Origin of the sequence: Catenuloplanes niger, assembly GCF_031458255.1 — a bacterium.
GTDB lineage: Bacteria > Actinomycetota > Actinomycetes > Mycobacteriales > Micromonosporaceae > Catenuloplanes > Catenuloplanes niger.
The window spans coordinates 1207497-1233879 of record NZ_JAVDYC010000001.1; the positions used below are offsets into that span (position 1 = coordinate 1207497).

Annotated in this window: 13 protein-coding genes; 8 read left to right on the forward strand and 5 right to left on the reverse strand. The window is 66.7% G+C overall.

What is annotated here, in order from left to right; translation table 11 throughout:
- The first annotated feature begins 12 nt into the window (after positions 1-12).
- Genes J2S44_RS05290 through J2S44_RS05305 form a run of 4 tightly spaced genes read left to right on the forward strand, consistent with a single transcriptional unit; the run spans position 13 to position 16077 of the window.
- Positions 13-2877: an SNF2-related protein gene (locus J2S44_RS05290; RefSeq protein ID WP_310409478.1), complete on the forward strand. Its 2865-nt coding sequence runs from the start codon at positions 13-15 to the stop codon at positions 2875-2877.
- Complete coding sequence (locus J2S44_RS05295) at positions 2874-7583, forward strand: class I SAM-dependent DNA methyltransferase (RefSeq protein ID WP_310409479.1); 4710 nt, start codon at positions 2874-2876, stop codon at positions 7581-7583. The genes J2S44_RS05290 and J2S44_RS05295 overlap by 4 nt, the downstream gene beginning before the upstream one ends.
- Positions 7580-13951, forward strand: coding sequence for a DEAD/DEAH box helicase (locus tag J2S44_RS05300; protein WP_310409481.1), 6372 nt, complete (start codon positions 7580-7582; stop codon positions 13949-13951). The genes J2S44_RS05295 and J2S44_RS05300 overlap by 4 nt, the downstream gene beginning before the upstream one ends.
- Positions 13951-16077, forward strand: a complete 2127-nt coding sequence (locus tag J2S44_RS05305; protein ID WP_310409482.1) for a UvrD-helicase domain-containing protein — start codon at positions 13951-13953, stop codon at positions 16075-16077. The genes J2S44_RS05300 and J2S44_RS05305 overlap by 1 nt, the downstream gene beginning before the upstream one ends.
- A gap of 79 nt (positions 16078-16156) precedes the next feature.
- On the opposite strand, the gene J2S44_RS05310 is transcribed toward J2S44_RS05305, so the two are convergent.
- Both J2S44_RS05310 and J2S44_RS05315 read right to left on the reverse strand, forming a co-directional pair.
- Positions 16157-18775: a TrlF family AAA-like ATPase gene (locus tag J2S44_RS05310; RefSeq protein WP_374727803.1), complete on the reverse strand. Its 2619-nt coding sequence runs from the start codon at positions 18773-18775 to the stop codon at positions 16157-16159.
- Between the two features lie 267 nt (positions 18776-19042).
- Positions 19043-20110 (reverse strand): AfsR/SARP family transcriptional regulator, encoded by a 1068-nt coding sequence (locus J2S44_RS05315; protein ID WP_310409484.1) that lies wholly within the window; start codon positions 20108-20110, stop codon positions 19043-19045.
- A 321-nt stretch (positions 20111-20431) separates the two neighbouring features.
- Here J2S44_RS05315 and J2S44_RS05320 point away from each other — a divergent pair, with 321 nt between their 5' ends.
- Positions 20432-20977, forward strand: coding sequence for a hypothetical protein (locus J2S44_RS05320; RefSeq protein WP_310409485.1), 546 nt, complete (start codon positions 20432-20434; stop codon positions 20975-20977).
- A gap of 8 nt (positions 20978-20985) precedes the next feature.
- Here the strand turns inward: J2S44_RS05320 and J2S44_RS05325 are convergent, their stop codons facing one another.
- The 3 genes from J2S44_RS05325 to J2S44_RS05335 are packed head-to-tail and all read right to left on the reverse strand — an operon-like array spanning position 20986 to position 23548.
- Entirely contained in the window at positions 20986-21180 is a 195-nt protein-coding gene (locus tag J2S44_RS05325; protein WP_310409488.1) for a DUF397 domain-containing protein, read from the reverse strand.
- Positions 21181-21195: 15 nt separating this feature from the next.
- Entirely contained in the window at positions 21196-22071 is an 876-nt protein-coding gene (locus J2S44_RS05330) for a helix-turn-helix domain-containing protein (RefSeq protein ID WP_310409489.1), read from the reverse strand.
- A gap of 25 nt (positions 22072-22096) precedes the next feature.
- The gene (locus tag J2S44_RS05335; RefSeq protein ID WP_488193105.1) at positions 22097-23548 is read right to left on the reverse strand and encodes an NsdA family TPR-like regulatory protein; all 1452 of its coding nucleotides are present in this window, start codon (positions 23546-23548) and stop codon (positions 22097-22099) included.
- 42 nt (positions 23549-23590) lie between these two features.
- Here J2S44_RS05335 and J2S44_RS05340 point away from each other — a divergent pair.
- The 3 genes from J2S44_RS05340 (at position 23591) to J2S44_RS05350 (ending at position 26091) form a co-directional block, all read left to right on the forward strand.
- A protein-coding gene (locus J2S44_RS05340; protein WP_310409493.1) for an IS3 family transposase occupies positions 23591-24759 on the forward strand; the annotation gives its coding sequence in 2 pieces (ribosomal slippage) (positions 23591-23875 and positions 23878-24759; 1167 coding nt in all).
- A gap of 403 nt (positions 24760-25162) precedes the next feature.
- Positions 25163-25417, forward strand: a complete 255-nt coding sequence (locus tag J2S44_RS05345; protein WP_310409494.1) for an acetamidase/formamidase family protein — start codon at positions 25163-25165, stop codon at positions 25415-25417.
- Positions 25414-26091 (forward strand): GOLPH3/VPS74 family protein, encoded by a 678-nt coding sequence (locus tag J2S44_RS05350; protein ID WP_310409495.1) that lies wholly within the window; start codon positions 25414-25416, stop codon positions 26089-26091. Before J2S44_RS05345 ends, J2S44_RS05350 begins: the two co-directional genes overlap by 4 nt.
- Positions 26092-26383: the final 292 nt, after the last annotated feature.

A 26383-nucleotide genomic window follows, 5' to 3' on the forward strand; every position in this document is an offset into this window, starting at 1 on the left:
GGTGAGGCGACCATGAGCGAGAATCGTTCCGGGGAACCGCTGGAAATAGCGCCGGGGTCGGTTGTGGTCGTCCGGGACGAGGAGTGGCTCGTCCAGACTGCCGAGGACACAGCGGACGGACTGCTCATCCGGGCCCGAGGCCTCAGCGAGCTGGTCCGGGACACCACTGCCGTCTTCTACAGGTCGCTGGACCGCATCGAGCCGCTGGACCCGGCCGAGGCACTCGTCGTGGCCGACGACAGCCCGAAGTACCGCCGGGCGCGCCTCTGGCTCGAATCCACGTTCCGCAAAACCGCGGTCCCGCTCGGCGATGAATCCCTCTCCGTGTCCACGCAGGCGCTGGCCAAGCCGCTGCGCTACCAGCAGGCCGCTGTGCGCAAAGCGCTCGATCCGGCCAATCTTCGGCCACGGATCCTGCTGGCCGACGCGGTCGGCCTGGGCAAGACCCTCGAGATCGGAATGATCCTCTCCGAACTCGTCCGGCGTGGCCGCGGTGACCGCATCCTGGTCGTCACCCCGCGCCACGTCCTTGAGCAGATGCAACAGGAATTGTGGTCGCGTTTCGCGTTGCCGTTCGTCAGGCTCGACTCGGCGGGAATTCAGCGGGTTCGGCAGAAACTGCCGGCGAACAGGAATCCTTTCACCTATTTCCGTCGTGCCATCATCTCCATCGACACACTGAAGTCGGAGCGGTACGCCGCCAGCCTGCGTAAACAGCGGTGGGATGCGGTCGTTATCGACGAGGCGCACAACCTCTCCAACGCGACCACACAGAACAACAAGCTGGCGCGGACTCTGTCGCGAAACACCGAAACGCTGATCCTCGCCTCAGCGACGCCACACAACGGCCGGGCGGAGTCGTTCGCCGAGCTCATCCGGCTGCTCGACCCGTCTGCCATCCCGCCGAACGGCGAGCTGATGGATGCCGAGATCAAACGTCTCCGCGTCCGCCGCCACCGGCACAGCCCTGAGGTGGCGGGTGAGGTCGGCGCCGACTGGGCCGAACGCCGCGAACCGGAGAACATCCTGATCCCGGCCGGTCCCGCGGAGAACGCGGTCGCCGCGGAGCTGGAGCACGTCTGGCTGTGGCCCTCGAACGAACGCACCCCGTACTCCGGCCAGAACGCATCGCTCTTCCCATGGACTCTTGCCAAGGCCTTTCTGTCCTCACCGGCCGCCCTTGCCGAGACGGTCAAACAGCGTATAGATCGACTCGGCGCTGAAGCTGCGGCAAAGGCTGAGCGAGTTGCTCTGGAGCGGCTTGCCGCGCTCAACGCGGTCTCCCAGGCCGAGGGCTCCGCCAAGTACGCCCGCCTGATCTCGCGGCTTCGAGAGCTCGGCGTCGGCAAGGGATCGTCGACGCGTGCCGTTGTCTTCGCGGAACGGGTCGCCACCCTCACCTGGTTGCACGAGCACCTACCCGCCGACCTCGGCATGCCGGCCGAGGCGGTCGAGATCATGCACGGCGGGCTGCCGGACGACGACCAGCAGCGGGTCGTCGACGCTTTCAAACAAGCACACACGCCGGTACGGATCCTGGTCACCGGCGATGTGGCCTCGGAGGGCGTCAACCTTCACTCGCAATGCCACGAGCTGATCCACTACGACATTCCGTGGAGCCTGATCCGGATCGAGCAGCGCAACGGCCGGATCGACCGCTACGGCCAGCTGCATCCGCCGGGCATCACCACGCTGCTGTTGGAGCCGTCCGGCGGCCGGTTCGGCGGCGACATCCGCATCCTTGCGAAGCTGGTCGACAAGGAGAACGAGGCGCATCGCGCGCTCGGTGACGTCGCCTCGCTCATGGGCGAGTACGACGTCAAGGGCGAGGAGGAGGCGATTCGCGCTGTCCTCTCCGGCCGGAGAAAACTCGACGACGTGGTCCGCACCCCGGACGACGTGCTGGCCGGCGGCGATTTGGACGCCATGTTCCTCGGGTTCCTCGACGACGACACGGACGAGGAGGAATCACGGGACGTCACCACCACGCCGGGTTCCGGGCTCTACCCCGACGACATCTCATACCTCGACGAGGCCCTGCACACCGCGTTCATCGACCCGGCGGCGCCGCTCAGCAACAGCGGCGTCTCCTGGCGGCGTGACCCTGCCTTCGGCACCGCGGAGCTGACCCCGCCGCCGGACCTGATCCAACGCCTTGACGTGCTGCCGCAGACCTACCTCGCCGACCGCCGCGTCACCGATAAGCTGGTGCTGGCCACCACCGTCGCCCGCGGCATGGACAGGATGACCGAGGCACTGCGGGACGACAACGGATCGAGCTGGCCGGACGCGCACTATCTGAGCCCGCTGCACCCGGTGCTCGACTGGGCCTCCGACCGGGCGCTGTCCGGGCTGGGACGCAACGAAGTCTTCGCGGTGCGGGGCGGCGTGGACGCGCCGACCGTCATGTTGCTGGGAACGCTGACGAACAAGCGGGGGCAGGTCGTCTCCGCGGCCTGGATGACCGCCGAGTTCCCGATGCCGGACGATCCGTCGTTCGCACTGGTGACGCCGCATTCATCGGCAGCCGATGCACTGGCCGCGCTTGGCTGGGACAGCGTCCGGTCCAACCCGGGACCGGTGGCCGGCGCCGGTGAGCTTCGTCGGTTCATCCAGCCGGCGGTGGCCAACGCCCGCGTACAGATGCGCGACCTGTTCGCCGCCGCGGAGAAGGATGTCGCGCACCGGGTCGAGGAGTGGTCCCGCCGGCTCGCCCAGTGGCAGAACGATGCCGATGCGCTCATCCAGCGCAGCGACCTCAAACAGCGGCGGGTCAGCATCAAACAGGAACAGCATCTCGTCGCCGAGATGAATCCGGACCGGCAGCTGGTACGCCCGCTGCTGGTCGTCGTTCCGTCAACGGGAGAACAGGTATGAGCGTGTCCGACGCGATCCTGGTCGGCGAGGCCTGGATCTCCGAGCACTACTTCACCACCGAGACCACCAAGGAGTCGTTCCAGGCGAAGGTCCTGGAGCGCCGCAAGGAGTGGGACGCCGAAGCAGCCGCTGGGCGCCGCACGCCGCGCAGCCGGTTTACCGAGGCGCGGCTGGAACTGGAAGCGGACCTGGCCAAGCTCACCGAGCTAGCCGACGTCGAAGCCGACCTCGGGGTAACCGACCGGCACACCACCGACGACGCGCTCGCGTCGATCTACGAGCGGATCATCGGCCTCCTCGAGCTGCGCGACCACGGCCTGAATGTTCAAGAGAACGGGCCGATCCTTCGCGTCTCTGCGCCGGGCATCACCGACCGCGCGCCACTCGCCGTCGTGCGCGCTCAACCAGCCGGCACGGTCGAGGACGTGCTCGCCAAAGATGGGCCCACACTGGCCGCACCGGTACGCCTGGACGAGGACGGCGACGAGCTGACCTCGGCCGCGCGTCTGGTGTCCGCGCTGTTCCGCGAGGACGACGCACCCAGCCTGATCCTGATCCTGGCCGGCCGCTGGGCGGTGCTGGCCGAGCAGGAACGCTGGGCAGAGGGCCGCTACCTCGCCGTCAACCTGCAGCTCATCTGCGAGCGCAACGACACCAAGCGCGGCGGCGAGATCGACCGCGCCCTGACCTGCCTGAGCGCCGAATCGATCGCACCCGACGGGGACGGCAGCCTGTGGTGGAACGGCGTCCTCGAAGAGTCGATCAAGCACACGGTCGGCGTCTCGAAGGACCTCCGCGACGGCGTCCGGCTCTCCATCGAAATCATCGCGAACGAGGTCGTCCAGCGACGCCGCGCCAAGGGCCTCGACCCGCTGCCAGCCACCGAGGCCCAGCCGCTGGCCAAGCAGTCGCTACGGTTCCTCTACCGCATCCTCTTCCTGCTCTACGCCGAGGCGTCGCCCGAACTTGGCGTACTGCCGATCGGCGCCCCCGAGTACGACCAGGGCTACAGCCTCGACCGCCTCCGCGAACTCGTCCAGGTCGAGCTGGCCACCCCGCGCGCCCGCGCTGGCACCCACCTCTACGAATCCCTCGGCGTGCTCTTCCGGCTGGTGGACCAGGGTCACGTGCTGGAGGAGCCCGACGAGGAGGCGCTGACCACGCAGGGCCTGACGTTCAACCCGCTGCGCGCCGACCTGTTCCGCCCCGAGGCGACCGCGCACATCGACGAGGCCGGCCTCGGCAACGCGGCACTCCAGCAGGTTCTCACCCACCTACTGCTGAGCAAGGAGAAGCGAGGCAAGGACAGAGGCTTCATCTCGTACGCGGAGCTGGGCATCAACCAGCTCGGCGCGGTGTACGAGGGACTCATGTCGTACACCGGCTTCTTCGCCGAAACCGACCTCTACGAGGTGGCGAAGGGCGGCGACGGCAGCAAGGGCTCCTGGGTCGTGCCGGTCTCCCGGGCCGACGGCATCGCGGCCACCGACTTCGTCAAGCAGCTCAACGTGGCGACCGGCGAGATGCAGCCGGTGCTGCACGAGCAGGGATCGTTCGTATTCCGTCTCGCCGGCCGCGAACGCCAGCAATCCGCCTCGTACTACACCCCCGAAGTGCTTACCAGATTCACGGTCGGGCAGGCGCTGGAAGAGCTCCTCACCGAGGAGACCCGCGCCTCAGAGATCCTCGAGATGAAGATCTGCGAGCCGGCACTGGGCTCCGGCGCCTTCGCAATCGAGGCGGTCCGGCAACTCGCCGAAGAATATCTCAAGCGCCGCCAGGCCGAGCTGATCGACGAGGGCAAGCGAATCGACCCGGACGATTACCCGCGCCGCCTCCAGGAGGTCAAGGCCTACCTGGCGCTGCACAACGTCTACGGCGTCGACCTCAACGCCACCGCCGTCGAACTCGCCGAAGTCTCCCTCTGGCTCGACACGATGGTGCAGGGCCTTTCCGCTCCTTGGTTCGGCCTGCACCTGCGGCGCGGAAACTCGCTGGTCGGTGCCCGTCGCGCCGTCTACACGCGCAAGCAGGTGGCCGACAAGTCGTGGCTCGGCGCGGTACCAACGGAGGTGCCGCTGACACCGCTGCGTGAGGACATGGCGGAGCGCCGGGTCGGCACCGATGGCATCCACCACTTCCTCCTCCCCGCCGACGGCTGGGGCTCCGCCGCCGACGCCACGGAGGCCGCGAAGCTCGCCCCGGAAGCCGCGAAGGCGCTCAAAACCTGGCGTGGCAAGACCAAAACGAAACCCACCAAAGCCCAGCTCGACGGGTACGCCGAACTGGCGCATCGCGTCGAGACACTGTGGCAGATCGCCTGGCGTCGCTTGGACATCGCCGAGAAGTCAATCCGCCGCGACATTCCGGTCTGGGAGGCCGGCCCTCTCGACGACGGCGCCACCATCCAGCGCGAAGAGATCGAACGCGCGCTGGCCGACGAGGGCGGTGCCTACCAGCGACTGCGCCGAGTGATGGACGCCTGGACGGCCCTTTGGTTCTGGCCACTCACCGAGGCCGCCGCGACAGTGAACGGCGTGGTGATTACGCCTCCGACGACCGAGCAGTGGATTGCCGGTCTTCAAGGGCTTCTCGGCCGGAACCCCGACGTTCGCAAGCGCGGCAAGTCGGCCGAGACATCCTTCAGCGCGGACATGGACTGGCACGCGCTAAACGAAGCCGAGCCCCTCGAACTTGGCCTCGCCAGCGCAAACTCCATCGGCGAAGTACTTCGCGATCACCCCTGGCTCGTCGTCTGCGAACGCATCGCCGAACGCCAGGGCTTCTTCCACTGGAACCTCGACTTCGCCACCGTCTTCGCCCGCGGCGGCTTCGACCTCCAGGTTGGAAACCCGCCTTGGGTCCGGCCACGGTCTGACGTGGATGCGCTGCTTGCCGAAGGCGACCCTTGGTGGCAGCTCGCCCAGAAGCCGAGTCAGAGCCAAGTTGATACCAAAAGAGTTGAAACGCTGGCACTAGCCGGAATCCCCGATCTAGTGATCGATGGAACCGTTGAGGTCTCGGCCATGGCGGCTTTTGTAGGATCTGCCCGACAGTATCCATACCTTCTTGGCCTTCAACCTGATCTATACCGCTGCTTCATGGAATCGATGTGGCGACACAGCTCCAGGCGAGGCACAATCGGGATGATCAGTCTAAACACTCACTTTACCGACGAAAAAGCAGGGCCGCTACGCTCCGAATTGTACCACCGACTTCGTCGGCACTGGCACTTTATCAACGAACTAAAGCTCTTCGAAATTCATCATCACAATCACTTCGGAGTGACCATTCACGGCGCCAGAAGGGAAAATCCGGAGTTCACCCAAGCCACCTCGCTCTATCATCCGGACACCGCAGTTCGATCACTGACACATGATGGGTCCGGATCCGAGCCCGGGCTAAAAGACGATCAGGGCCGCTGGGATGTGCGCCCACATCGTGCCCGAATTTCGCGCATTACAGAACCCACGCTTCGCATTTGGCATGCCGCACTAGAGGCAAACGACGTTCCAGTGACGCAAACTCGGATGGCGTATACCGTAAACGCATCCACCGCGACCGCACTCGAGAAGCTCTCTAAGGCGACGCGAATTGAAAGCTTAAAGCTGCAATTCTCTGCCGGTTGGCACGAGAAGAATGATCGAATTAAAGGGCGATTCCAATCGAACTGGGCAATTCCTAAGAACTGGAATTCTGCAATTCTCCAGGGGCCACATCTATATGTTTCAACCCCGCTATACAAATTTCCCAATCCAACCATGCGAAACAACCAAGACTGGTCCGCAACGGATTTCGAAAGACTAACGGACCAAGATATTCCCGCGACCGCATACCAACCGATCGGGGAGCTCCGGGATTACGACCGCGCGTACACGGACTGGGGTAACGGGTCGCACTCAGACCCAGCCAGAGACCACTACCGCCTGGCCTGGCGAGCCATGGCAGATAGTCAGAACGAGCGCACACTAATCCCTGCAATCATTCCTCCCGGCTCTGCCCATATTCTGACGATTTATTCAGCGGCGCCCCTCGACCGAGATGCCTCAAGCCTGGCCATTGCAACCGGGTTCCTGTCATCGATTCTTTCGGACCTTCTTGTCAGAGTTTCCCCAAAGTCAGCAATTCTTGCCGGAACCATCGATCGACTCCCGATCAACATCAGCCATCCCTTATCTGCAGAAATTGCCCTTCGAGCACTTCGCCTAAATTGCATCACCCTGGCCTACGCCAACCTTTGGCGAGATTGCTACAAAGAACTTTTTGAGAAAGACACGTGGGCCACCAGATCCCAGCATATCCGCAGAGTAGAACTAGGCAAAGTGAGCCCGTATTGGACCTCGCAAACGCCACTAAGGATCGCCCTTGATCGCAGGCAAGCGCTGGTAGAGATCGATGCACTGGTCGCCTTAACACTGGGGATTTCAGCAGAGGAGTTGTGTACGATCTATCGCGCACAATTTCCAGTTCTTCGCGGATATGACCGTTCCACCTATTTTTATGATTACAATGGGCGCCTTGTCCCTAATGCTGTTCTATCCGCATGGCGTAAGAAAAAAGACCGCATTAGCGAGGACGAGCGCACCGCCACCAACCAGGCAGGCACCACTTACACCTACGAGCTGCCGTTCGTCACCCTTGATCGGGAGGCGGACATGACCGAGGCGTACAACCACTTCGAGCAGCGGCTTCGGGAGCGTTCGTGAGCGAGCTGCTGCCCACAGTCCAAGCTGCGAACGTCCGGCACAGCCTGGTTGACTATCTGACCACGACCTTCGCGCTGACCGACTCGGACGCGCGTGACGGGCTGGACCGTTTCCTGTCAGAGCCGGTGAACGGCATGTTCAAGGGCCCCTACGTGCGCCTACGGCTGCCGTTCCGCCCTGCGGACGAGGGCTGGCGGGAGCACCTGGACTGGTACGAGGGCCACAATCCGTACGGTCATCAGGCAGGTGCCTTTGCCCGTCTCTCCTCAAGAGCCGGCCACCGGCCGAAGCCCACGCTGGTCACCACCGGCACCGGTTCCGGCAAGACCGAGGCGTTCCTCCACCCGATCCTGGACCACGTGCGCCGCGCCCGGCTGGAGGGCGTGACCGGCACCAAGGCGCTGATACTCTACCCGATGAACGCGCTCGCCAACGACCAGGCGAAGCGTCTCGCCGGTCTGCTCACCTCGCACTCCGAGCTGTCCTCGATTACCGCTGCCCTCTACACCGGCCAGAAGGGCAAGCCGCGGACCATGGTCTCCGCGGACGGCCTGATCACCGACCGCGGGATCATCCGCGACAGTGCGCCGGACATCCTGCTCACCAACTACAAGATGCTCGATCAGCTGCTCCTGCGGCACGACGACCAGGGCCTCTGGCAGCAGTCCGCGACCAGCCTGCGCTACCTGGTGCTGGACGAGTTCCATACCTACGACGGCGCGCAGGGCACCGACGTTGCCATGCTGCTACGCCGTCTCGGCCTGGCGTTGAAGAGCCACTGGCACGACGATGATCCCGGCCTGTCGAGCGAGGATCGTGCCCGCCCACTCGGCCTGATCACACCGGTCGCGACATCAGCGACGCTCGGTGACAAGGGCGATCCCGGCGCAATGCTGAGCTTCGCGGAGACCGTCTTCGGTGAGAATTTTCCGCCGGAGGCCGTGGTGGTCGAGTCCCGTCAGACGTTGGATGAGTGGGTCGGCGACGCCGCGGCCACCGTCGACGCCGCCGGGTTCACCGCGCCGCACGACTTCCCGATCGCCGAGATCCGGGACGCGGTCGAAGCATTCGGCACCGACCCGGACGGCGAGGCGCTGGCCCGTACCGTCCTCGGAAGGCTCTGGAACGGTCCGGAGGACCGTCTTGCCACCGCAGGCCCCGAGCTGCTGCTGGCGCTGACGAAGGCGAACCAGCTCGTGCAGGAGCTCGCCTTCGAGTGTGTCGACGCGGTCAGCCTGGACGACCTGGTTCGCCGGATCGGTGGGCAGGCCGGCCGCCGCACGTCGAGCTTGGCCGCTGGCAACGTGGACGAGGACTGGACGACCGTCATCTCGGCCGTGGTCGCGACGCTCGGGCACGTTCGCGCGCTCGTCGGCCGGGACGCGCTCTCCGTCGAGGTGCATCTGTGGGTGAGGGAGCTGACCCGGATCGACCGGGCGGCGGACACCACGGCGAGCTTCCGGTGGGGCGACGACGGCCCGCCGGTCGCGGGCGGCGACACCGAGGATGTACGCCCGTCCTTCCCGGCCGTGCACTGCCGTCATTGCGGTCGATCCGGCTGGGGCGTCGCCCTCGCCCCGGTCGGCACCAGTCTCGCGGTCGACGACGAGTCGATCCGGCGCAATCACGCGACGCGGGAGGGTCGTTTCCGGGCCCTGCTCTACGCGCCGGCTGAGGCGGGCGCCGCCTATGCGGGCGGCGGGCTCTCCGAAGGGCTGGCCTGGTTCTCGGTGCGCGGCCGTGAGCTGCGGTACGAGGTGCCGGCCGACGACGATCCGGAGCTGCGTGATGGCTGGATCCTGCCGGTGCTGACTAGCGCCGGCAAGGATGCTGACAAGGATGCCCGGGATGACAACTGTCCGTCCTGCGGGCAGGCCGACGGCATCCGCTTCCTGGGCAGCGCGATCGCGACCCTGGTGTCGGTCTCACTGTCCACACTGTTTGGCTCCGCCGCGGTGGACGTACAGGAGAAGAAGGCTCTGGTCTTCACGGACTCCGTGCAGGACGCGGCGCACCGCGCGGGCTTCGTCGAGGCCCGCTCGCACACCTTGACGCTGCGTGCGGCGCTGCACGCCGCGGTCGCCGCTGGCTCGATCAGCCTGGACATGCTGGTGGAGGAGGCGATTCAGCAGACCGGCCGGGATGCGTTCCAGCGATATCGGCTGCTCGCCCCGGACTGCGCGGATCGTGACTCGTTCGCCCCGTTCTGGACGACGTCCGCGCTGCGTGGCGTGCCGGCTCCGGTGATGCGCCGTGTCCGGCGTCGGCTGGCGCTCGACGTAGCGCTGGAGTTCGGGCTCAACTCCCGGGTCGGTCGCACGCTCGAGCTGACCGGCGCCGCCGCCGTCGAGGTCGCGGCGGGAGCGCCCGCGCGGATGGCTGCAGCCGCCCGTGCTGCGCTGCACGGTTTCACTCTGCAGAACGCGCTCGACGCGGACTCCGGCGAGCCCAGCGACGACGCGCTCGTGCAGTGGGTCCGCGGCGTGCTGGACCGGATGCGGGTGCAGGGCGCCATCGACCACCCGTGGTTCGTCACGTACCGGCAGGAGGACGGGCGGCGCTACTCGATCTGGGGCGGACGCCCCCGCGCGGACGGCATGCCGGCGTTCCCTCGCGACCGGCCCGCCCCCGCCTATCCGAGGGTCGGGGGTGCGGCCGACTCGGGCGGCGACAACCTCGACGCGGTCACATCGTCGCAGTCCTGGTACGCCCAGTGGACGTCTCGCGTACTTCCGGTCAGCCCGGCTGACGGCGGCAGGCTGGCCCGGTTGCTGTTCGACCGGCTGGTGCGGGACGGCGTCCTCACGGCGACTACCAGTCAGTCCGGGGCCACGGTCTACGGAATCCCGGCATCCGGCGTCGTCGTCATACCCACCTCGACGGACGACCTGGCCGCCGGTCATCACATGTTGGCCTGCGACACCTGCCGCTCGCTCACGCCTGGCAGCGTCGCCGCCGTCGAGCAGCTCGACGGCGCGCCGTGCATGCTCGTCCGCTGCCGTGGCCGACTCACCAGGGAACCGCTGCCGGACAACTTCTATCGCCGCCTGTACGCGTCTCCGGACATGCGGCGGATCGTGGCCCGTGAGCACACCAGCCTGCTCGACGACGAGACCCGCGTGCGGTACGAGGAGGGTTTCAAGAGCGCCGCGACGGTGCCTCAGGCGCCGAACGTCCTGGTCGCCACGCCCACGCTGGAGATGGGTATCGACATCGGCGACCTGTCCACCGTGCTGCTCTCCTCACTTCCACGGACCGTCGCCTCCTACCTGCAGCGTGTCGGCCGTGCCGGCCGTCTGACCGGCAATGCGCTGAATCTGGCCTACCTGACCGGCCGCGGCGACCAGCTCCCCAAGCTGGGCGAGCCACTGTCGGTGATCAACGGCGAGGTACGGCCACCAGCCATTTATTTCCAAGCCGAGGAGATCCTTCGCCGCCAGTACACCGCCTGCTTGGTCGACGCCATGGCCCGCGATCCGCTCCGCAAGCGGCCTAGAAGCGCCGGCGGGGCGATGGGGTCAAGCGATCGGGACTCGTTCCTCGGCGATCTGATTGCCGCCGCCGAGGCGGGTGGACAGCAAGCGGTCGAGCGTTTCACCGACTCGCTCGCCCCACTCCCGCAACAGGTCATCGATGATCTGAAGGGCTGGGTACGGCCGATCGCCGGCGCGGGCACGAGCATGTTCGCCGCTCACGTGCACACGGCGAGCCGTCGCTGGCAGGTGACGGTGGAGACGCTCAAGCTGCGCGAGAAGGAACTCGCGAAGGTGATCCCCGAGTTGGAGGCCAAGGAGCAGTCACCGGCAGCCACCGACGACGACCGGCGCGCGCTCCGATCCGCCCGGGCGACCCGCTCGCTGACCCAGGGGCAGCTGGCCCACCTCCGCGGCGAGTACTGGATCGGCGTGCTCGAAGAATACGGCCTGCTGCCCAACTACACGCTGCTCGACGACACCGTCACGCTGGACGTGGGCATCAGCTGGACCGACCCGGACTCCAACGACTTCCGAAACGATCACGCACAGTTCCAGCGTGGGTCAGCCCAAGCGATCCGGGAGTTCGCGCCCGGCGCCACGTTCTACGCCCGTGGCTGGGAGATCGCGATCGACGCGATCGACCTGGGCATCGACGGCGAGTCCATCCGCCCCTGGACGTTCTGCCCTGCCTGCGGCTTCGCCGTCGACACCGCGGCCTCCGGCCAAGAGCGGCAGGTCACGGCGTGCCCACGGTGCGGCAGCACCGGGATCGCGGACACCGGACAGCGGCTGGACGTGGTCGAGCTCTCGCACGTCTCGGCCGAGGTCCGACGGGACGAGGCGATGATCTCCGACCGCCGCGACCAGCGGGAACACATTCCGTTCCAGGTCATCACGGCGGCCGACATCGATCTGGGCAACATGCAGCGACGATGGTTCGCCGAGGACACCGGGATCGGCTGCACCTACCTGCGCACGATGGATCTGCGCTGGATCAATGTGGGCGTGCCCGGGCACGGCGCCACCCGGATCATCTCGGCCGACGAACGTACCGGCTCGCTGTTCCGGGTCTGTTCCGGGTGCGGCAAGCTCGACACCGACACAGGCCGGAACAAGCCTCACGAGCATCGTGCGTGGTGTCTCTATCGGACGGCGATCACGGAGAGCACGGCGACGATCGCATTGTCGCGCACGTTGCGCACCCAGGGCCTGCTGATTCGTCTCCCGCATGCGGTGACCCTCGGCGACGACTTCGCCGTGCCCAGCATCGCCGCTGCGCTTCTGCTCGGCCTGCGCGAGCAGGTCGGCGGGCATCCCGATCACATCCGGGTCGAGCACGTCATCGACCCGACGCTCAGCGACGGCACGGACAACCACGACGCGCTTCTCCTGCATGACGTGGTGCCCGGCGGCACTGGATACCTGGCCGATCTGGCCGCTCCGGAGCAGCTCCGCGAACTGCTCGATCTTGCATGGGAGCGAGTACGCAGATGTGAGTGCCAGTTTGAGGAGCGGCTAGCCTGCCATCGCTGTCTGTTGCCGTTCGCCGCACCGGCTGCTGTACGGCGTACCTCACGAGCGGCAGCCGTGCGTCACCTCAGCGCTTTGCTGGGCCTCGCGGATGACGCGGAGTCGACCGACGGGCCTGCCTGGAGGATCACCGAGACCCCACCCCAGGATGATCCCGAGTCTCACCTCGAACAGCGGTTCCGAAAGGTCTTCCTGGAGGGGTTGAAGGCCGCTGGTGCTGCCATCACCGAAGTCCCGAAGGCATGGGGGAATGCGCTGCGGTTCACCCTGCCTGGTGCATCTCGCCAGTGGACGCTTACGCCGCAGGTCAATCTCGAGAACTCGAGGCCAGACTTCGTTCTCGAGTCGAACGACACTTCTGTTCCTGCGGTCGCCGTCTTCACGGACGGCCGCTCTTTCCACGCGGTCGCCTCGCGTAACCGGTTGGCGGATGATGCAGAGAAGCGTGGCATCCTGCGCGATACCGGACGGATCGTCCTGGCGATCAGCGCACAGGACATAACAGATGCGGAGCGCGGCACGGTCGCCGCCCCGAGCTGGTTCGTACCGGCTGCGGTGGCGAAGCTACTCAAGCAGCAGCAGTTCCTCACGACCCCGGCGGCGTACGACGGCCTTCGCGCCGGGCCGCTCACCTGGCTGCTCAACTGGGTGGCAGAGCCGAAGCCGGCGGACATCGGCATCGTCGCCAGAGCGGTACCGATGTTCATGCTCACCGGCCAGAAACCCCATAAGGTCGCCGACGGCGTCAGTCTGGCGACCGCCGGACGGGCGGCGCTCCTCGGAGAGGAAATCCCGGCTGGCACCCGATCTGTGGTGATCAAGCAGTTCGGCTCCCTCGCCGTGGTCGTCGAGTCCGCTGCCTCAGAAATCGGCGTCGCGCTCGTCCTCGACGACCGAGACGAGATGCTCGACACGGCTCACGCTGGCGCCTGGCGGCTGTGGCTACAACTCGCCAACGCGCTCAGCCTCCGCGACTGGCCGACCGTCATCACCACAACGAGCCTGACGGTGCAGCAGACCAAGACTCCTTCCCCGAAGACCGAGGCAGAAGCGGACGCCTTGCCGGCGGGGACCGACGAAAGCTGGCTGGCTCCCTACGAGTCGGCAGCACCGGGCATCGAGCGCCAGCTGATCCGTCTGCTCGCAGAGCACGGCGGCATCCAGGCGCCAGTCGTCGGGGCCGAGGGTCCGCAGGGCATCCCGATGGACCTCTCCTGGCCGGATCGGCAGGTCGTCGTCGCCGTCTACGACATGCCGGACGAAGACCGGGCCGATCTGACTGCCGCGGGCTGGGTCGTGGTGGAGGCTGAGCTGGCAACCATCATCGCGGCGCTGGCCCCGACCGAACTTCTGGAGCACTGATGCCGACCATCATCATGACCAAGTGGCCGCTCAAGATCGACGGTTCGGTCAAGGCGAAGGCGATGACGTTCCTGCAGAAGCTGTCGGAGGACGACACGATGCCGGGCCTGCACGTCGAGCCGATCGCTCATGCGGCCGATCCGCGGGTACGGACGGGCAGGGTCGATCAGTTCTGGCGCGCCGTGATGTTTCGCCTCGACGGCGAGGGCGGCAGCCACTACGTGGTCCACGGGGTGTGGCCGCACGACGACGCCATCTCCGTCGCGCACCGCGTACGCCTGAAGGTCAATCCGATCAACGGCCTGCCGCAGATCGAAGAGACCGAGCAGCCCAGCTCTCCTGCCGTACCGCCGAAGCCTCAGGTTGTGGAGCCGCTTCTGCCGAGGCTCGGACGGACACTCGGCGACCTGGTGGAGCGGCTCGGCATCCCCGAGGAGGTGGCGGAGCAGGCGCTCGCCGCTCCGGACGAGGACGCGGTCCTGGAGCTGGCGCAACGCCACGAGGGCTGGCTCGGCCTGCTGCTGGTCGACCTGACGGGTCGGGATCCCATCGACACGATCGCCGACCGGCTTCAGCTAGAGGCGCCGGAACAGACCGGCGACGAAGACGCCGACCTGCTCGTGTCGCTGAAGAAGCCGGGCGCACAGTCGCAGTTCGCGTTCATCGACGGGCAGGAAGAGCTGCGCCGTGTCATCGAGGAGGACGACTTCGGATCTTGGCGCGTGTTCCTCCACCCGGAACAGCGTCGATACGTGTCCCGCTCCTACTCCGGCCCGTTCCGGCTCTCCGGCGGTGCCGGCACCGGAAAGACCGTCGTCCTGATCCATCGCGCCCGCTCCCTGGCCCGCCGGAATCCGGCAGCCCGGATCGTACTGACCACCTTCACCACCAATCTTGCCGAGTCGCTGAAAGACGGGCTTGCCCAGCTCGATCCCACCGTGCCGCAGGCCGCCAAACTCAACGACCCTGGCGTACACATCGCCGGGGTCGATGCGCTGGCGGCCTCCGTGATCCGCTCCGCGGGCAGCGCCATCGCAGACGCAGTACAGACCGTCCTCGGAGACGCCCGCTCCGCGCCCACCGGGCGCACGCCGAGCGGGCGCTGGCGGGAGGTCGTCGAGTCCTCCGGCACGACGCTTCCTGCGGAGATCGCCAACGAAACCTTCCTCAGCGCGGAATACGCGCTGGTCGTTCTCCCGAACCAGGTCAAGAACGAGGATCAATATCGGCGGGTACGACGTCCAGGGCGTGGCGTGGCGCTCGATCGGGCGCGACGAGATGCGGTATGGGCGTTGATCGCGGCATATAGGGCGCAGAGCCGCATTGACGGGACGCTCGACTTCTCCGAGGCTGCCGCGGTCGCCGCCGCACATCTCGCCGCGGCCGGCGGCGCAGCCGACCACGTCTTGATCGACGAGGGGCAGGACCTCTCGCCGTCGCACTGGCAGATGGTTCGCGCGCTGGCCGACGAGGGCGCGGATGATCTGTTCATCGCCGAGGACTCCCACCAGCGCATCTACGGCAACCGGATCGTCCTGGGCCGGTACGGCATCCGCATCGTCGGCCGTTCGCAACGACTCACGCTCAACTACCGCACCACCGCGCAGAACCTCCGCTACGCGATGGCGATCCTCGACGGCGGCGACTTCCTCGATTTGGAGGAAGAAGCCGAATCGACCGGCTACCGGTCCGCCCGTTCAGGACCCGAGCCGGCTGTGGACGATGCCGGCTCGCTGATCGCCGAGCTCGACATCATCGCCACCCGAATCAAGGCATGGCTCTCCATGGGCACCCGTCCTGAGACAGTCGCGGTACTCGTCCACGACAAGCTGCAGCGGGAGCGGGTCGTCAACGCGCTCACCGAGCGAGGTGTCCCGGCCAGGGCGGTCGACCGCGACCGGCCGACTGACGGCCGGGTGCTGGTGATGACCATGCACCGCGCGAAGGGCATGGAGTTCGCCAAGGTCGTCCTGGCCGATGTCGGCTTCCAGTCCGCCGCGGAGAAGGAACGGTTGAAACGCCTCGACGACAGCGAACGCCGCGACGCGGAGCTTCGAGCCCGTTCCCTGGTCTACGTGGCTGCGACGCGCGCCCGCGACGAGCTGGCGGTGGTGCAGCGGAGGTGACTGGCGGTGGTTCGCGCCATCCTCGCCCCGCTGATCGGGCCAGCAGACCATGCCTCCCGCACATCGGGGAGGCATCGTCTCACCGAGCCGCGCGGTACCGCCGTGCGCGGTCCTGGAATGCCTTGTCACCGCCTTCGAGGATCTGACGAGCTGCGTCCGCTACCCTCGGCTCGTCGATGGCGCCGCAGGCGACGACGGTGCTCTGGTCGATGTTGGCGTCCAGTGCCATGATCATCTCTGCATCACCGAGGATCGGGATGTTGGGGTTGTGGGTCGCCACGATGATCTGGCGCCGGTTGGCGACTTCGGCGAGCTGACGCACGACCTGGTCATAGATGTATCGGTTGTCGAGGTCGTCCTCGGGCTGGTCGATAATCAGAGGGTTGTTTCCGGTGACCAGCGCGAGGGACAGCATGGCGGTGGCCTTCTGCCCAGGGCTCACCTTGCGCACGTCGAGCCAGCGGGGCTGTTCGGGTTCGCCAAGGTTGATCTCGACGACGATGAAGTCTGGGGTGGCGCACTTCTCGATATCGCGTACCCCAACTGGGGAGAGCTCGCGGAGCTTCCCAGCGGTGGACTTGCTCACGCCCAGCTTGACCAGCTGGTCCTCGTCGCCGCGGATCGCGCTGGCTACCTGCGCGGGCCCAGCGTCCGCCAACTTGACCAGCTGATCTCGGTTGATGTACTTCCCCACAACAAGGGTTACCAACAACTCGAGCAGGTCGTCGCGGTCTGCCAGCGGCCGCACTGTCACCCGCACACGTCCACCGACGGTGGACGACACTGTGGTCGCCGCTGCCTGCAAGAGCTGCGAGATCGTTCCGCGGATATCACGGAGCGACTCGAGCTGAGCGATATACGTGGTACGCAGTTCCTCCAGGCGCTGTCGCTGATCGGGGACCTTGGCTACGGCACGTTCGAGTTGAGCTGCCGTGCGTTGCAGGCGCGCCAACTCATCGGGATCCCTGAGTCCAGCATCGGCCAGTGCCGCGTTGATCTGATGCCGACGTTCCTGGACCAGGGCGTTGTGCTCCGCGACAGCGGGTCCCACAGCGTTCTGGGCGATGCGTGCGGCGTCGGAAATCATGGTGGCCGCGGCGAGTATCGCGGATCGCACCTGAGCGGTCGCAGCGGTCAGGGCCGGAGGAACGCTGTCATGCGCGCGAATATCCGGTGCCTCGGCTGCGGTCTCAACTCGGCCGGCGAGCGGCTCGATTTCAGACAGCCAGGTGACCGTGGCTGAGACTTCCTCCTGTACTGCGGTGAGTTCGCGGGAGGCCTCGACCTGTTGCGCCGCTCCCCGCTGGCTGGCGGTCTCGAGCTGGTCGCGTACGTCCTTTAGCTTCTCCTCGTTGTCCACGGACTTCGCCAGCGCGGATTCGAGCGCGCCGAGCTCGGCGCCGAGCTTCTCAAGCTCCCGAAGAGAAGCACTCTCCCGCGTCTGCGCGCCTTTCAGCTCCGGATCGGCGGAGATTGCGAGAAACTCGCGGAGCCCGTCCTGATCGTCGGGGAGCAGAGCGAGCTCGCGCTGGCCGTAAACGCTGATACCGAACCGGCGGTTCACGTCGATGCCGGTGTCGGCGCCGTTGCGGAGAAGTTGAGGTGGCGTGTCATCGCCGGACCGCACGATCTCGTAGATCAGTCGGTCTCCAGTGACGATGTCGAGGCGCGCGGTCGCGTTGGCCGAAAAGTTGGCGATCCGGTTCTTATGGTTGTCTGACGTCTTCGGCGCAGCCCCTGCGCACACGTGGCGCATGATCTCGATCGCGGTGGACTTTCCGGTCCCCTTGCCTCCGATGATGGCGTTGAGGCCTGGCCCGAGTTCGACAGCGAGGCGATCGTGAAAGCCACCTTCGACAGTCAGACGCGTCATGCGTGGCCAGGTGGGCTCCGTGTCGTCGATGAATCGCAGGCCTGGGACCCGGCCGAACTTCGTGCGAAGGTGCTCGGGAAAGCGAATGCGCTGTTCGGGCATGAGGAACGCCTGGCGCAGGCCTTCCAGCGTCGGGGGCGTGCCGAGCTTCAGATAGACGGCGCGTTTGCCGACCGTCTCGAAGTCACGGACGTCACCCGAGACGAACCAGGCCGGAACGTCGTCGCCGAATTCGTAACGGGGGTTGCGCAGGACCTCTGCACCCTCGTCTCCCCAGACATCGAAGCCGACGACGAATCCGCTCTGCGCAACCTGGCTGCTGATGTTGCACACGCTGCGCGCGAAGAGCCCGATGCCCTTCGCGGTGGAGTGCGGAGCGAGCACCAAGGCGCCGTACTTCGTTGCAGCAAGCTTGACCAGCTCGAGCGGCGAGCCCGTAGAGGTAGGGCTCGGCTCCCGCCGCGCGCTCAGCGCGGGCGGCCCGTCCGGCGGGAACAGCACGTCCAGAAACTGGAGACCGCGCCGATAGCCGTCCTCGTTGCACTCCCAGATTGCCATCAGGTGGCACTTGTTGACGTTGAACTCGATCCCCGGAAACACCACCACGCCGTGCCGGCGCCCCGCTGCGGCAAGTTCCGGATACCAGGCCAGGGTGTTGTGATCGGTCACCGCGATGACCGTCACGCCAGCATCCGCGTGCGCCTTGACCAGCCGGTCTGCGAAGGTCTGGTTCGGCGTCGGACCGCCCACGTCGCCGTACTTCTGGTGAAAATCGGCCGGCGTATGCACTTGCAGATCGGCCAGCACCCATCGGGAGTATCCCACGACTGAGCACTGTAGATCAGAATCACCCGCAGTGACGAGCAGGTTTTGTCCCGCTCACCCCAGATTCACTCTTGAACTGCTGAAATATAGAACAACAAGATGCCAGGCTCACCCAGAAGGGTGTACGCAGAGCTACCAATCTGATGCTAACCGCCTCCGGTACCTGAGCCGGGCGTGGGAACGGATGATCGGCCGCTTAACAGGACTTGGTCGACTGGTCGGCGAGATGGCTGGTGGAGCTAAAGGCCGCCTCGCGGCTGGCTCAGCTCAGCCCACGCGCACGATCTCTGGCATCAAGGTGATGATCTCCCGGTACGTGGCGGCTGTCAGATCTTCTGGGACCTCCGCATCGCGGGCCTGGACGAGGTCGTCAAGCAGGGTACGAACCTCGGAGCGGTGCCCTGCGCGGTAGGCGATACGGATGGCGTCGAGCCATGGGTGGTCTTCGGCGCGTTCCTGGTCCGCTTGCCAGGCGATGTCGACGGCCCAGCGGGCGCTGGCGAGGTCGCCGGTGTCGAGGCAGAGGGCGACGTATTGGTGGACGGTATCGACGATCGCGGAGACGAGGTGGTGCGGCTGGATTGCGCTGTCCGGTAGCCAGGCGTATGGGGTGCGGTAGCGGGTGGAGTAGGTGAGATCGGCTCCGGCGAGCGGCCGGCCGCGGACGAGCTCGAGCGCACGCCGCAGATCTGCAGCGCCGTCGGGGCCGGCAAGTTCGGCGCGGGTGCGCAGGCGGCGGAAGAGGTGCCAGTCGAGGAGGTACCCGTCGTGGAGATGGTAGGTGCGGTCGATGCTGTTGTTCGGTGGGAGCCAGGGTTCGCCGTCGGGGGTTTCGGCCAGCCAGCGGCGGGTGCGGCTGATGGCGACGCGGCGGCTGCGTGGGCTGACGATGGTGTCGGGCCAGAGGGCGGCGTCGAGTTGTTCTCCGGTGGCGCCGTGGCGTCCGCGGGAGGCGAGGTAGACGACGATCTCGCGGTGGAACCGGAGTCGTTCGTCGGGTGGCGGGCCGGCGGCCTGGACATCGACCGGGCCGAGGATCGCGATGCGCAGCCGGGTGGACGCCGGATTGCGCCAATCCGCGAGATCCGCATCCAGGGCGGCATCGTCGTCCAGTGCCCGGCGCCAGCGGGTATCGATCCCCGCCGTGGGTGCGGGCTTCGGCAGCGTGTTGCCGGCGGGCTCTGCGCTGGGAGCGGCGATGGCCGGGGCGGGCAGGAGGTGCCCGTGGGCGTCGGCGCCGTTGGCCCATTCCTCAGTTGCAGCTGGTACCGGCTCGTCGACGGGCGCGGATGCGGTGGGCTGGCGGGACTGTGCGCTGCGGGTCCAGACGTTCACCGGCTGGAGCACGTCCGCACGACACCCGGCCGGCAGCAGTGACCTGACCGTGGCGGTGATGTCGCTGCTGATGAGCGGTCCTTCGGCCAGCGTGAAGGTGCAGCCGTGGTTGGTGGTGGCACGGAGGTCCTACAGGACACCGAACGCGCGCCGGATCATGTCCGGCACCGTCTCAAGGCCCGCGTCGGCCGGCACCGGGAACGTGTTCCAATCGAACGCCGTCATGCCGATCAGGTTAGGACGACCACATCCTGCACGCGTTGTAGTTTTGGGTAACGACCGGGATGCCTGGCAGACGGGCGCGAGCGCGGGAGCGCCGATATGCGGGATGAGCAGCTGGAACTGATCGCTGAGCTGGTGCGCGAGCGCAACGCGATCGATGCGCGGATCGCCGGGATGATCGGCCGTCCGATGGTCTCCGGCCACCTCGGCGACTGGATTGCTGCGCGTATCTTCGATATCACCCTGGAGCGCTCAGCCACCGCTGCGGCCTACGACGGCCGGTTCGTCGGCGGGCCGCTCGCCGGCCGGACGGTGAACATCAAGTGGTACGCCAAGCGGGAAGGACTTCTCGACGTCACCGAGTCTGACCTGCTCGACTACTACCTGGTCCTGGCCGGACCGCCTGCACCGGCGACCCACTCGCGCGGTGCGATCCGTCCTTGGCTCATCGCCTCGGTCCACCTGTTCGATGCCCGGCAACTGCTCGCCGAACTCCGAAGCCGCGGAGTCAAAATAGGCACGGCCTCCAGCGTCCGGTCGGCGCAGTGGGACGCCGCCGAGATCTACCCGCGGCAGCGCCAGCATGCCCTGACCGTCTCGCCCGAACAGGCATCGCTACTCGCTCGGTTAGGGCTGGAGAGGTGAAATCGGTACTATCGATTACGGAGATCGGCGACGAAGGTAAACCAGGCGTTGCGGGAGAACCTGAGCATGTCGCCGTCCGGGTCCTTGGAGTCACGTACGGCGGTCGTCGAATCCTCGTCTCGGACTTCGACGCAGTTGTCGGCGGGGCCGCTCCGGTTGCTCTTTCGCCACCCGGTTCGGCTTCCCGGCATCGATTCGCTCATCGCACATTCCCTTCTTCATTCGACGGCTTCGAGCTCGGCCGCGGCCCTGGACAGATAGCGCACGCTCGCTTCGGGTGCCAGCGCCGCGACGGCCAAGCGGCTGTAGAGCTCGGTGTACGGCGCGACGTCGTCCGGCGAGTCGTACACAAGATCCTCGGTTTCGGTATCGACCGCGGTCACAAGTGGATCGCCATCGCCGTAGACATACTGGGAGAACGGCGAGCGCGGAAGCCAGTAGTCGGTGATCCGGGCGTTGAGCGGCAGCACCCGTATCGTCACCTTCTCCGTCCGCCCGGCCTCGACGAGGTGCAGGAGTTGATCCCGCATGACGTTCGGCGGCGCGGCGAGCCGGCGGATCGCGACCTCGTCGAGCACGACCTCGTACCGCGGCCCTTCGTCGCGCGCGAGGACGCGCTGCCGCATCGCCTTGGCGTCCAGCGCGTCCTGCACCTCCGAGGCGTCCGGCGGCTCGCCGGGCAAGCGCCATGACGTCGAACGGGCCCGCGTGTAGGCGCGGGTCTGGAGCAGACCCGGAACGACGACCGGCTGATACTCCCGTACGGTCTGCGCGCCGTACTCCAGATCCGCATAGACCTTCTGGCGCTCGCCGAGCGCGTCGTAGGACTCCCACCAGCCGCGTGTCGCCGCGTCGCCGGCCATGGTCAGCATGGTGTCCATCGTTTTGCCCTCGGCCATGCCGAGTGCTTCGAGGATCGCGACGACTTCAGCCGGGTCCGGCCGTCCGACCGCGTTCTCCAACCTGCTGATCTTGAAACGGCTACCGCCTCGGATCCGGCGTGCGAGCTGCTCGGAGGTCAGTCCGGCGTCCTGCCGCAGTCGATGCAGCTCCCTGCCCAGCCGTCTGCGCCTCACGAGTGGACTGGACGCCACCGGTCACCTCCGCGAGGGGCGGACCTCATACGAGTGCCAGCCGCAGCTCGTCGCGAAACTCGTCGACAGCCTTCTCTCCTCGGTACGGGGCCGATTCGGACTCCAAGGTGGAAAGATATGCCCGGAGGCGCATCGAGCTGGGCACCTGCGCGGTCATCTCTATTGCCGAGCGGCCGTCGTTGCAGGCTTGTTCGAGTTCGCCTTGGGCGAATCGCGCGCGAGTGAGGTCGATCAAGCTGTAGCCGCGTTCGCGCACGAAGGCGATGTCCCAGCCGTGTAGCGCGTCGACTGCCTGCGCCTCCGCCTTGGCCGCCAGCTCTGGACGGTGTGGTGCCAGGTCCAAGTAGGCGTCGGAGGCGTGGCTGCGAAGTTCCGGCTCGCCGAGGTAGTAGAAGACCGACCCGAGCCATTCCGGTGGCTGTACGGATGTCGCGTCCGCGGAGAGTTCAAAGGCCAAGTCGATCGCGGCACACGCTTCCGTCGACCGGGAGGCTCCCATGCCGGCCAGCACTCGGCCTTTCACGCTCCACAGCATGGCACGCACGCTGTGGAATGCCTGGTCGTTGGGGAGCTGAGCCAACGCCACCTCAATGAGTCGTTCGGCACCGGCAAGGTCGCCGAGCGTCCGGAGCTGGCGCACCATGTCACCGAGGATCGCCACCACGACCAGCGGGGCGCGTTCGTCGGTCGACTCGCGCGCGGCCTGCAGCCCGTAGACGAAGTATCGCTGCGCGGGGCCATTCATGCCGGCGTCGTGGCTCATGTAGCCGATCTCGCCGGATAGTTTGGCGATGGCGGCCAGCATCCGGTTGCCGGTCTCGCCGTCGTAGCTGGACTCGTCCAACAGGTCGACGGCCCACTTCAACTGCCCAAGTGCCGCCTCGCGGCTAAGGCCTCCGCCGACCGCGGTGTCACTGGCCACGCAGTGCTGGATCGCCCGCTCCACGGCGTTCACCGCGCCGAGGTTGATACGCCCGGACCGCGACGCGGGGTCGACCGCCGCCAGGCCGTTCTGCCCGAGGTCGAGCCAGCGCAGAAGTGGATCCGTCAGGGTTGAACCGGTAGTGGCTTCGATGGCTGCCGCCAGCAGCGCACGCCTGGTCAGCATGTCGCTCCTCAAGAAGATCCCAAGTTCTTCCAGAGTACGCGCAGGAACCCATGCTTGTAGATATGCCGGGACCTGTGGACCGCCGGATCGGGCTTCCGGCCAGATGACAGCCGGTGGGATCGGAACGCCCCACGCGGTGCTGAGCAGGCCGGCGACGACCTCAGGGTGATCACAACCGCCACCGTCGATCCACCGGCGCACGCTCGGAGCTCCGTAGGTCAACAGAAGACCGTGCTGTTCCCGCCCGTATCTGTTGATCGAATCAGCGAAAGCGGCGAGAGATCGAAAGCCTCCACCCGAAATCAAGATCCGCAGACACGGATTGGCTGCGTGGCCATCACGTGGCTCTGATGCACCGATAGGTGACATCTGAGATGGCTTGCCATGACGGCGGGCTGGAAGGATGTTGCTGTGCCCAAGCCCTACCCCCGTGAGTTCCGCGATGACGTCGTGCGGGTCGCCCGTGACAGGGACCCCGGCGTGACGGTCGAGCAGATCGCGAAGGACTTCGGGGTCCACCCGATGACGTTGTTCAAGTGGCTGCGCCAGGCCGGCATCGAGGAAGGCGCCCAGCCCGGTGCGAGCCGCAGCGACTCGGTCGAGCTGCGTGAGGCCCGTAAGCGGATCAAGCTTCTCGAACAGGAGAACGAGGTCCTGCGCCGAGCCGCAGCATATTTGTCGCAGGCGAACCTGCCGGGAAAAGGCTCTACCCGCTCGTGAACGAGCTCGCCGACGACGGGATCCCCATCGCGGTCACGTGCCGGGTGCTGAACATCGCTCGACAGCCCTACTACCGGTGGCGTGCCCGCCCGGTCACCGACGCCGAACTGGCCGAGGCCTACCGGGCGGACGCGTTGTTCGACGCTCACCGTGACGACCCGGAGTTCGGCTACCGGTTCCTGGCCGACGAAGCCCGTGCCGCAGGCCAGGCGATGACCGAGCGTACTGCCTGGAAGATCTGTTCCGGCATGGGCTGGTTCAGCACGTGCAGCCGCAAGCGGCGGCGAGGAAAGGGCGGGAGGCCGGGCCCGCCGGTCCACGACGACCTGGTCAAACGCGATTTCACCGCGAGCGGCCCGAACCGGTTGTGGCTGGCCGACATCACCGAACACCGCACCGGTGAGGGCAAGCTCTACCTGTGCGCGATCAAGGACGTATGGTCCAACCGGATCGTCGGCTACTCCATCGACTCACGGATGAAGTCGAGGCTGGCGGTCAACGCCTTGCGCAATGCGGTCACCCGGCGCGGTGACGTGGCCGGTTGCGTGCTGCACACCGACCGTGGGTCGCAGTTTCGTAGCCGGAAGCTTGTCGGTGAACTGCACCGTCACGACATGATCGGATCGATGGGCAGAGTCGGTGCCGCCGGCGACAACGCCGCCATGGAATCGTTCTTCGGCCTGCTGCAGAACAACGTCCTCGACCGCCGGACCTGGCCCACCCGGCAGGCGTTGAGGACCGCGATCGTGACCTGGATCGAACGCACCTACCACCGCCGCCGACGCCAACGAAGCCTGTCCCGGTTGACCCCCATCGAGTACGAGACCATCATGACCCCACCGGCCAGTCAGGCCGCGTGACTTGACCTGTCACCTATTGGTGCAGCAGACCCCGTATCCCCATGCCGAAGCCTCTTCTACTCGGAGGTCGCCGAATCCTGACGACGTGCACTGTGCACGCTAGTGCACTGTCGTCTGATCAACATAGACCCGCTCCGGATGCATTCGGTCGCACTTCCGAAGGACTACACACCCCACTTGACGGTCGATTCGCGGTCGATATAGCGACCTACTCGCCACCTTCACAAAACGGCGGGAAGCCGAGTTGGGTGTTTAGCAGCACAGGAAAGCACTTGCGCAGGTAGAAGTGCCACAAGGCGCTCTGCAGAGATCATTATGAAGGGGATCGCGGCATGACTGCACTGACGTACTTCTCGCCCAGCATTCAGGTCGTACCGCCTCCGTTTGCCATCTGGTGCGGCTGATGGACGCCGCCGTCGAGACCGCGCTGACCGCCGAACTCGTCATCGGCGTCGTTCCTGGCGTGCCGGCACCGTGGCCGCGGATCAAGACCGACACCGCCACCTCCCCGTTCAACTGCACCCGCCCGGCAGAGGCTGCCGTGCGGATCAGCGGCGTCGCCCTGACCGGCCTGGTCTCCCCGCTGGCCGGCCTCGACCAGGTCGACGCACACCAGCGGCTGCGTGACCTCGCCGACACCCTCAAGGCCACACGATGAGCACCGCGACGGTACGGGATCGACTGTTCCTGCTCGCCCACGACAACGACCACGACCTCGCCCCGCACATCCGGCCCGATCTGCTCGACTTCGGCCTCGCCGGCGCGACCCTCATCGATCTACTCCTTGACGGCTGGATCCAGGTCTACGACGGCACGATCTGGCTCACCAGCGCCACCGGCCTGCCCGGTGACATCATCGGCGATCGGACCCTGCAGCACCTGTTCACCCGTACCAGCCCGCGGCCAGTCCGAGATGTGCTCTACGAGATCAGCCCGACCATGTACGCCCGCACCCGGGCCATCCTTATCGCCGACGGCACCATCCGGGAACGTCGGCGTCGCTTCCGCGGCCCGGCCTACCGGATCAGCGACCCCCGGGCGGCCGGTGTCCCGCGTGCCGGCGTCCGCGCCGTAGTGCTCGCCGCCGCGGAACGAAAACCCCTCACCCGCCTGGCCGGTACTGACGCGCTCGCCGCGCTGGTCAACGCAGTGCATCTATATCCGCCGCTGCATCTCGACCTGCGGGACGCGCAGATCCGTAGCCTGCTCAACCTCAACACCCGTGCGATCGCCGTCCGCGCCCGGCCCGGGGCGCCGGCCCGTGCGATCCCGTTCATCGCCGGTTGCGTCGAGGACGCGGTCGCCGAACACGCCGTCGCCGTCTACGGCTGAACACCCCTTGTGCTCCCGCTCGCCACAGCCGCGAGCGGGACGGGCACGCCGCGCCGCTTCCTGGCCCGCAACGTGGAGGCGTCTAGGCGGCCTGCCCACCCGGTGTGCCGCCGCCCGACCGGCCCGCCAGCCGCGCGGCGGCACACCACCCCCGCCTACGTCCCCCTCCCACGATCGAGGTCTCGCAATGACAGGTCTGACGAAGACTCCACACCCGCCCTTGGAGAACCGGGCCACACGCGCGCACCCGCCGCGCATACGGGCCATGAACAGCGCAGATGCCCGCCCTGTT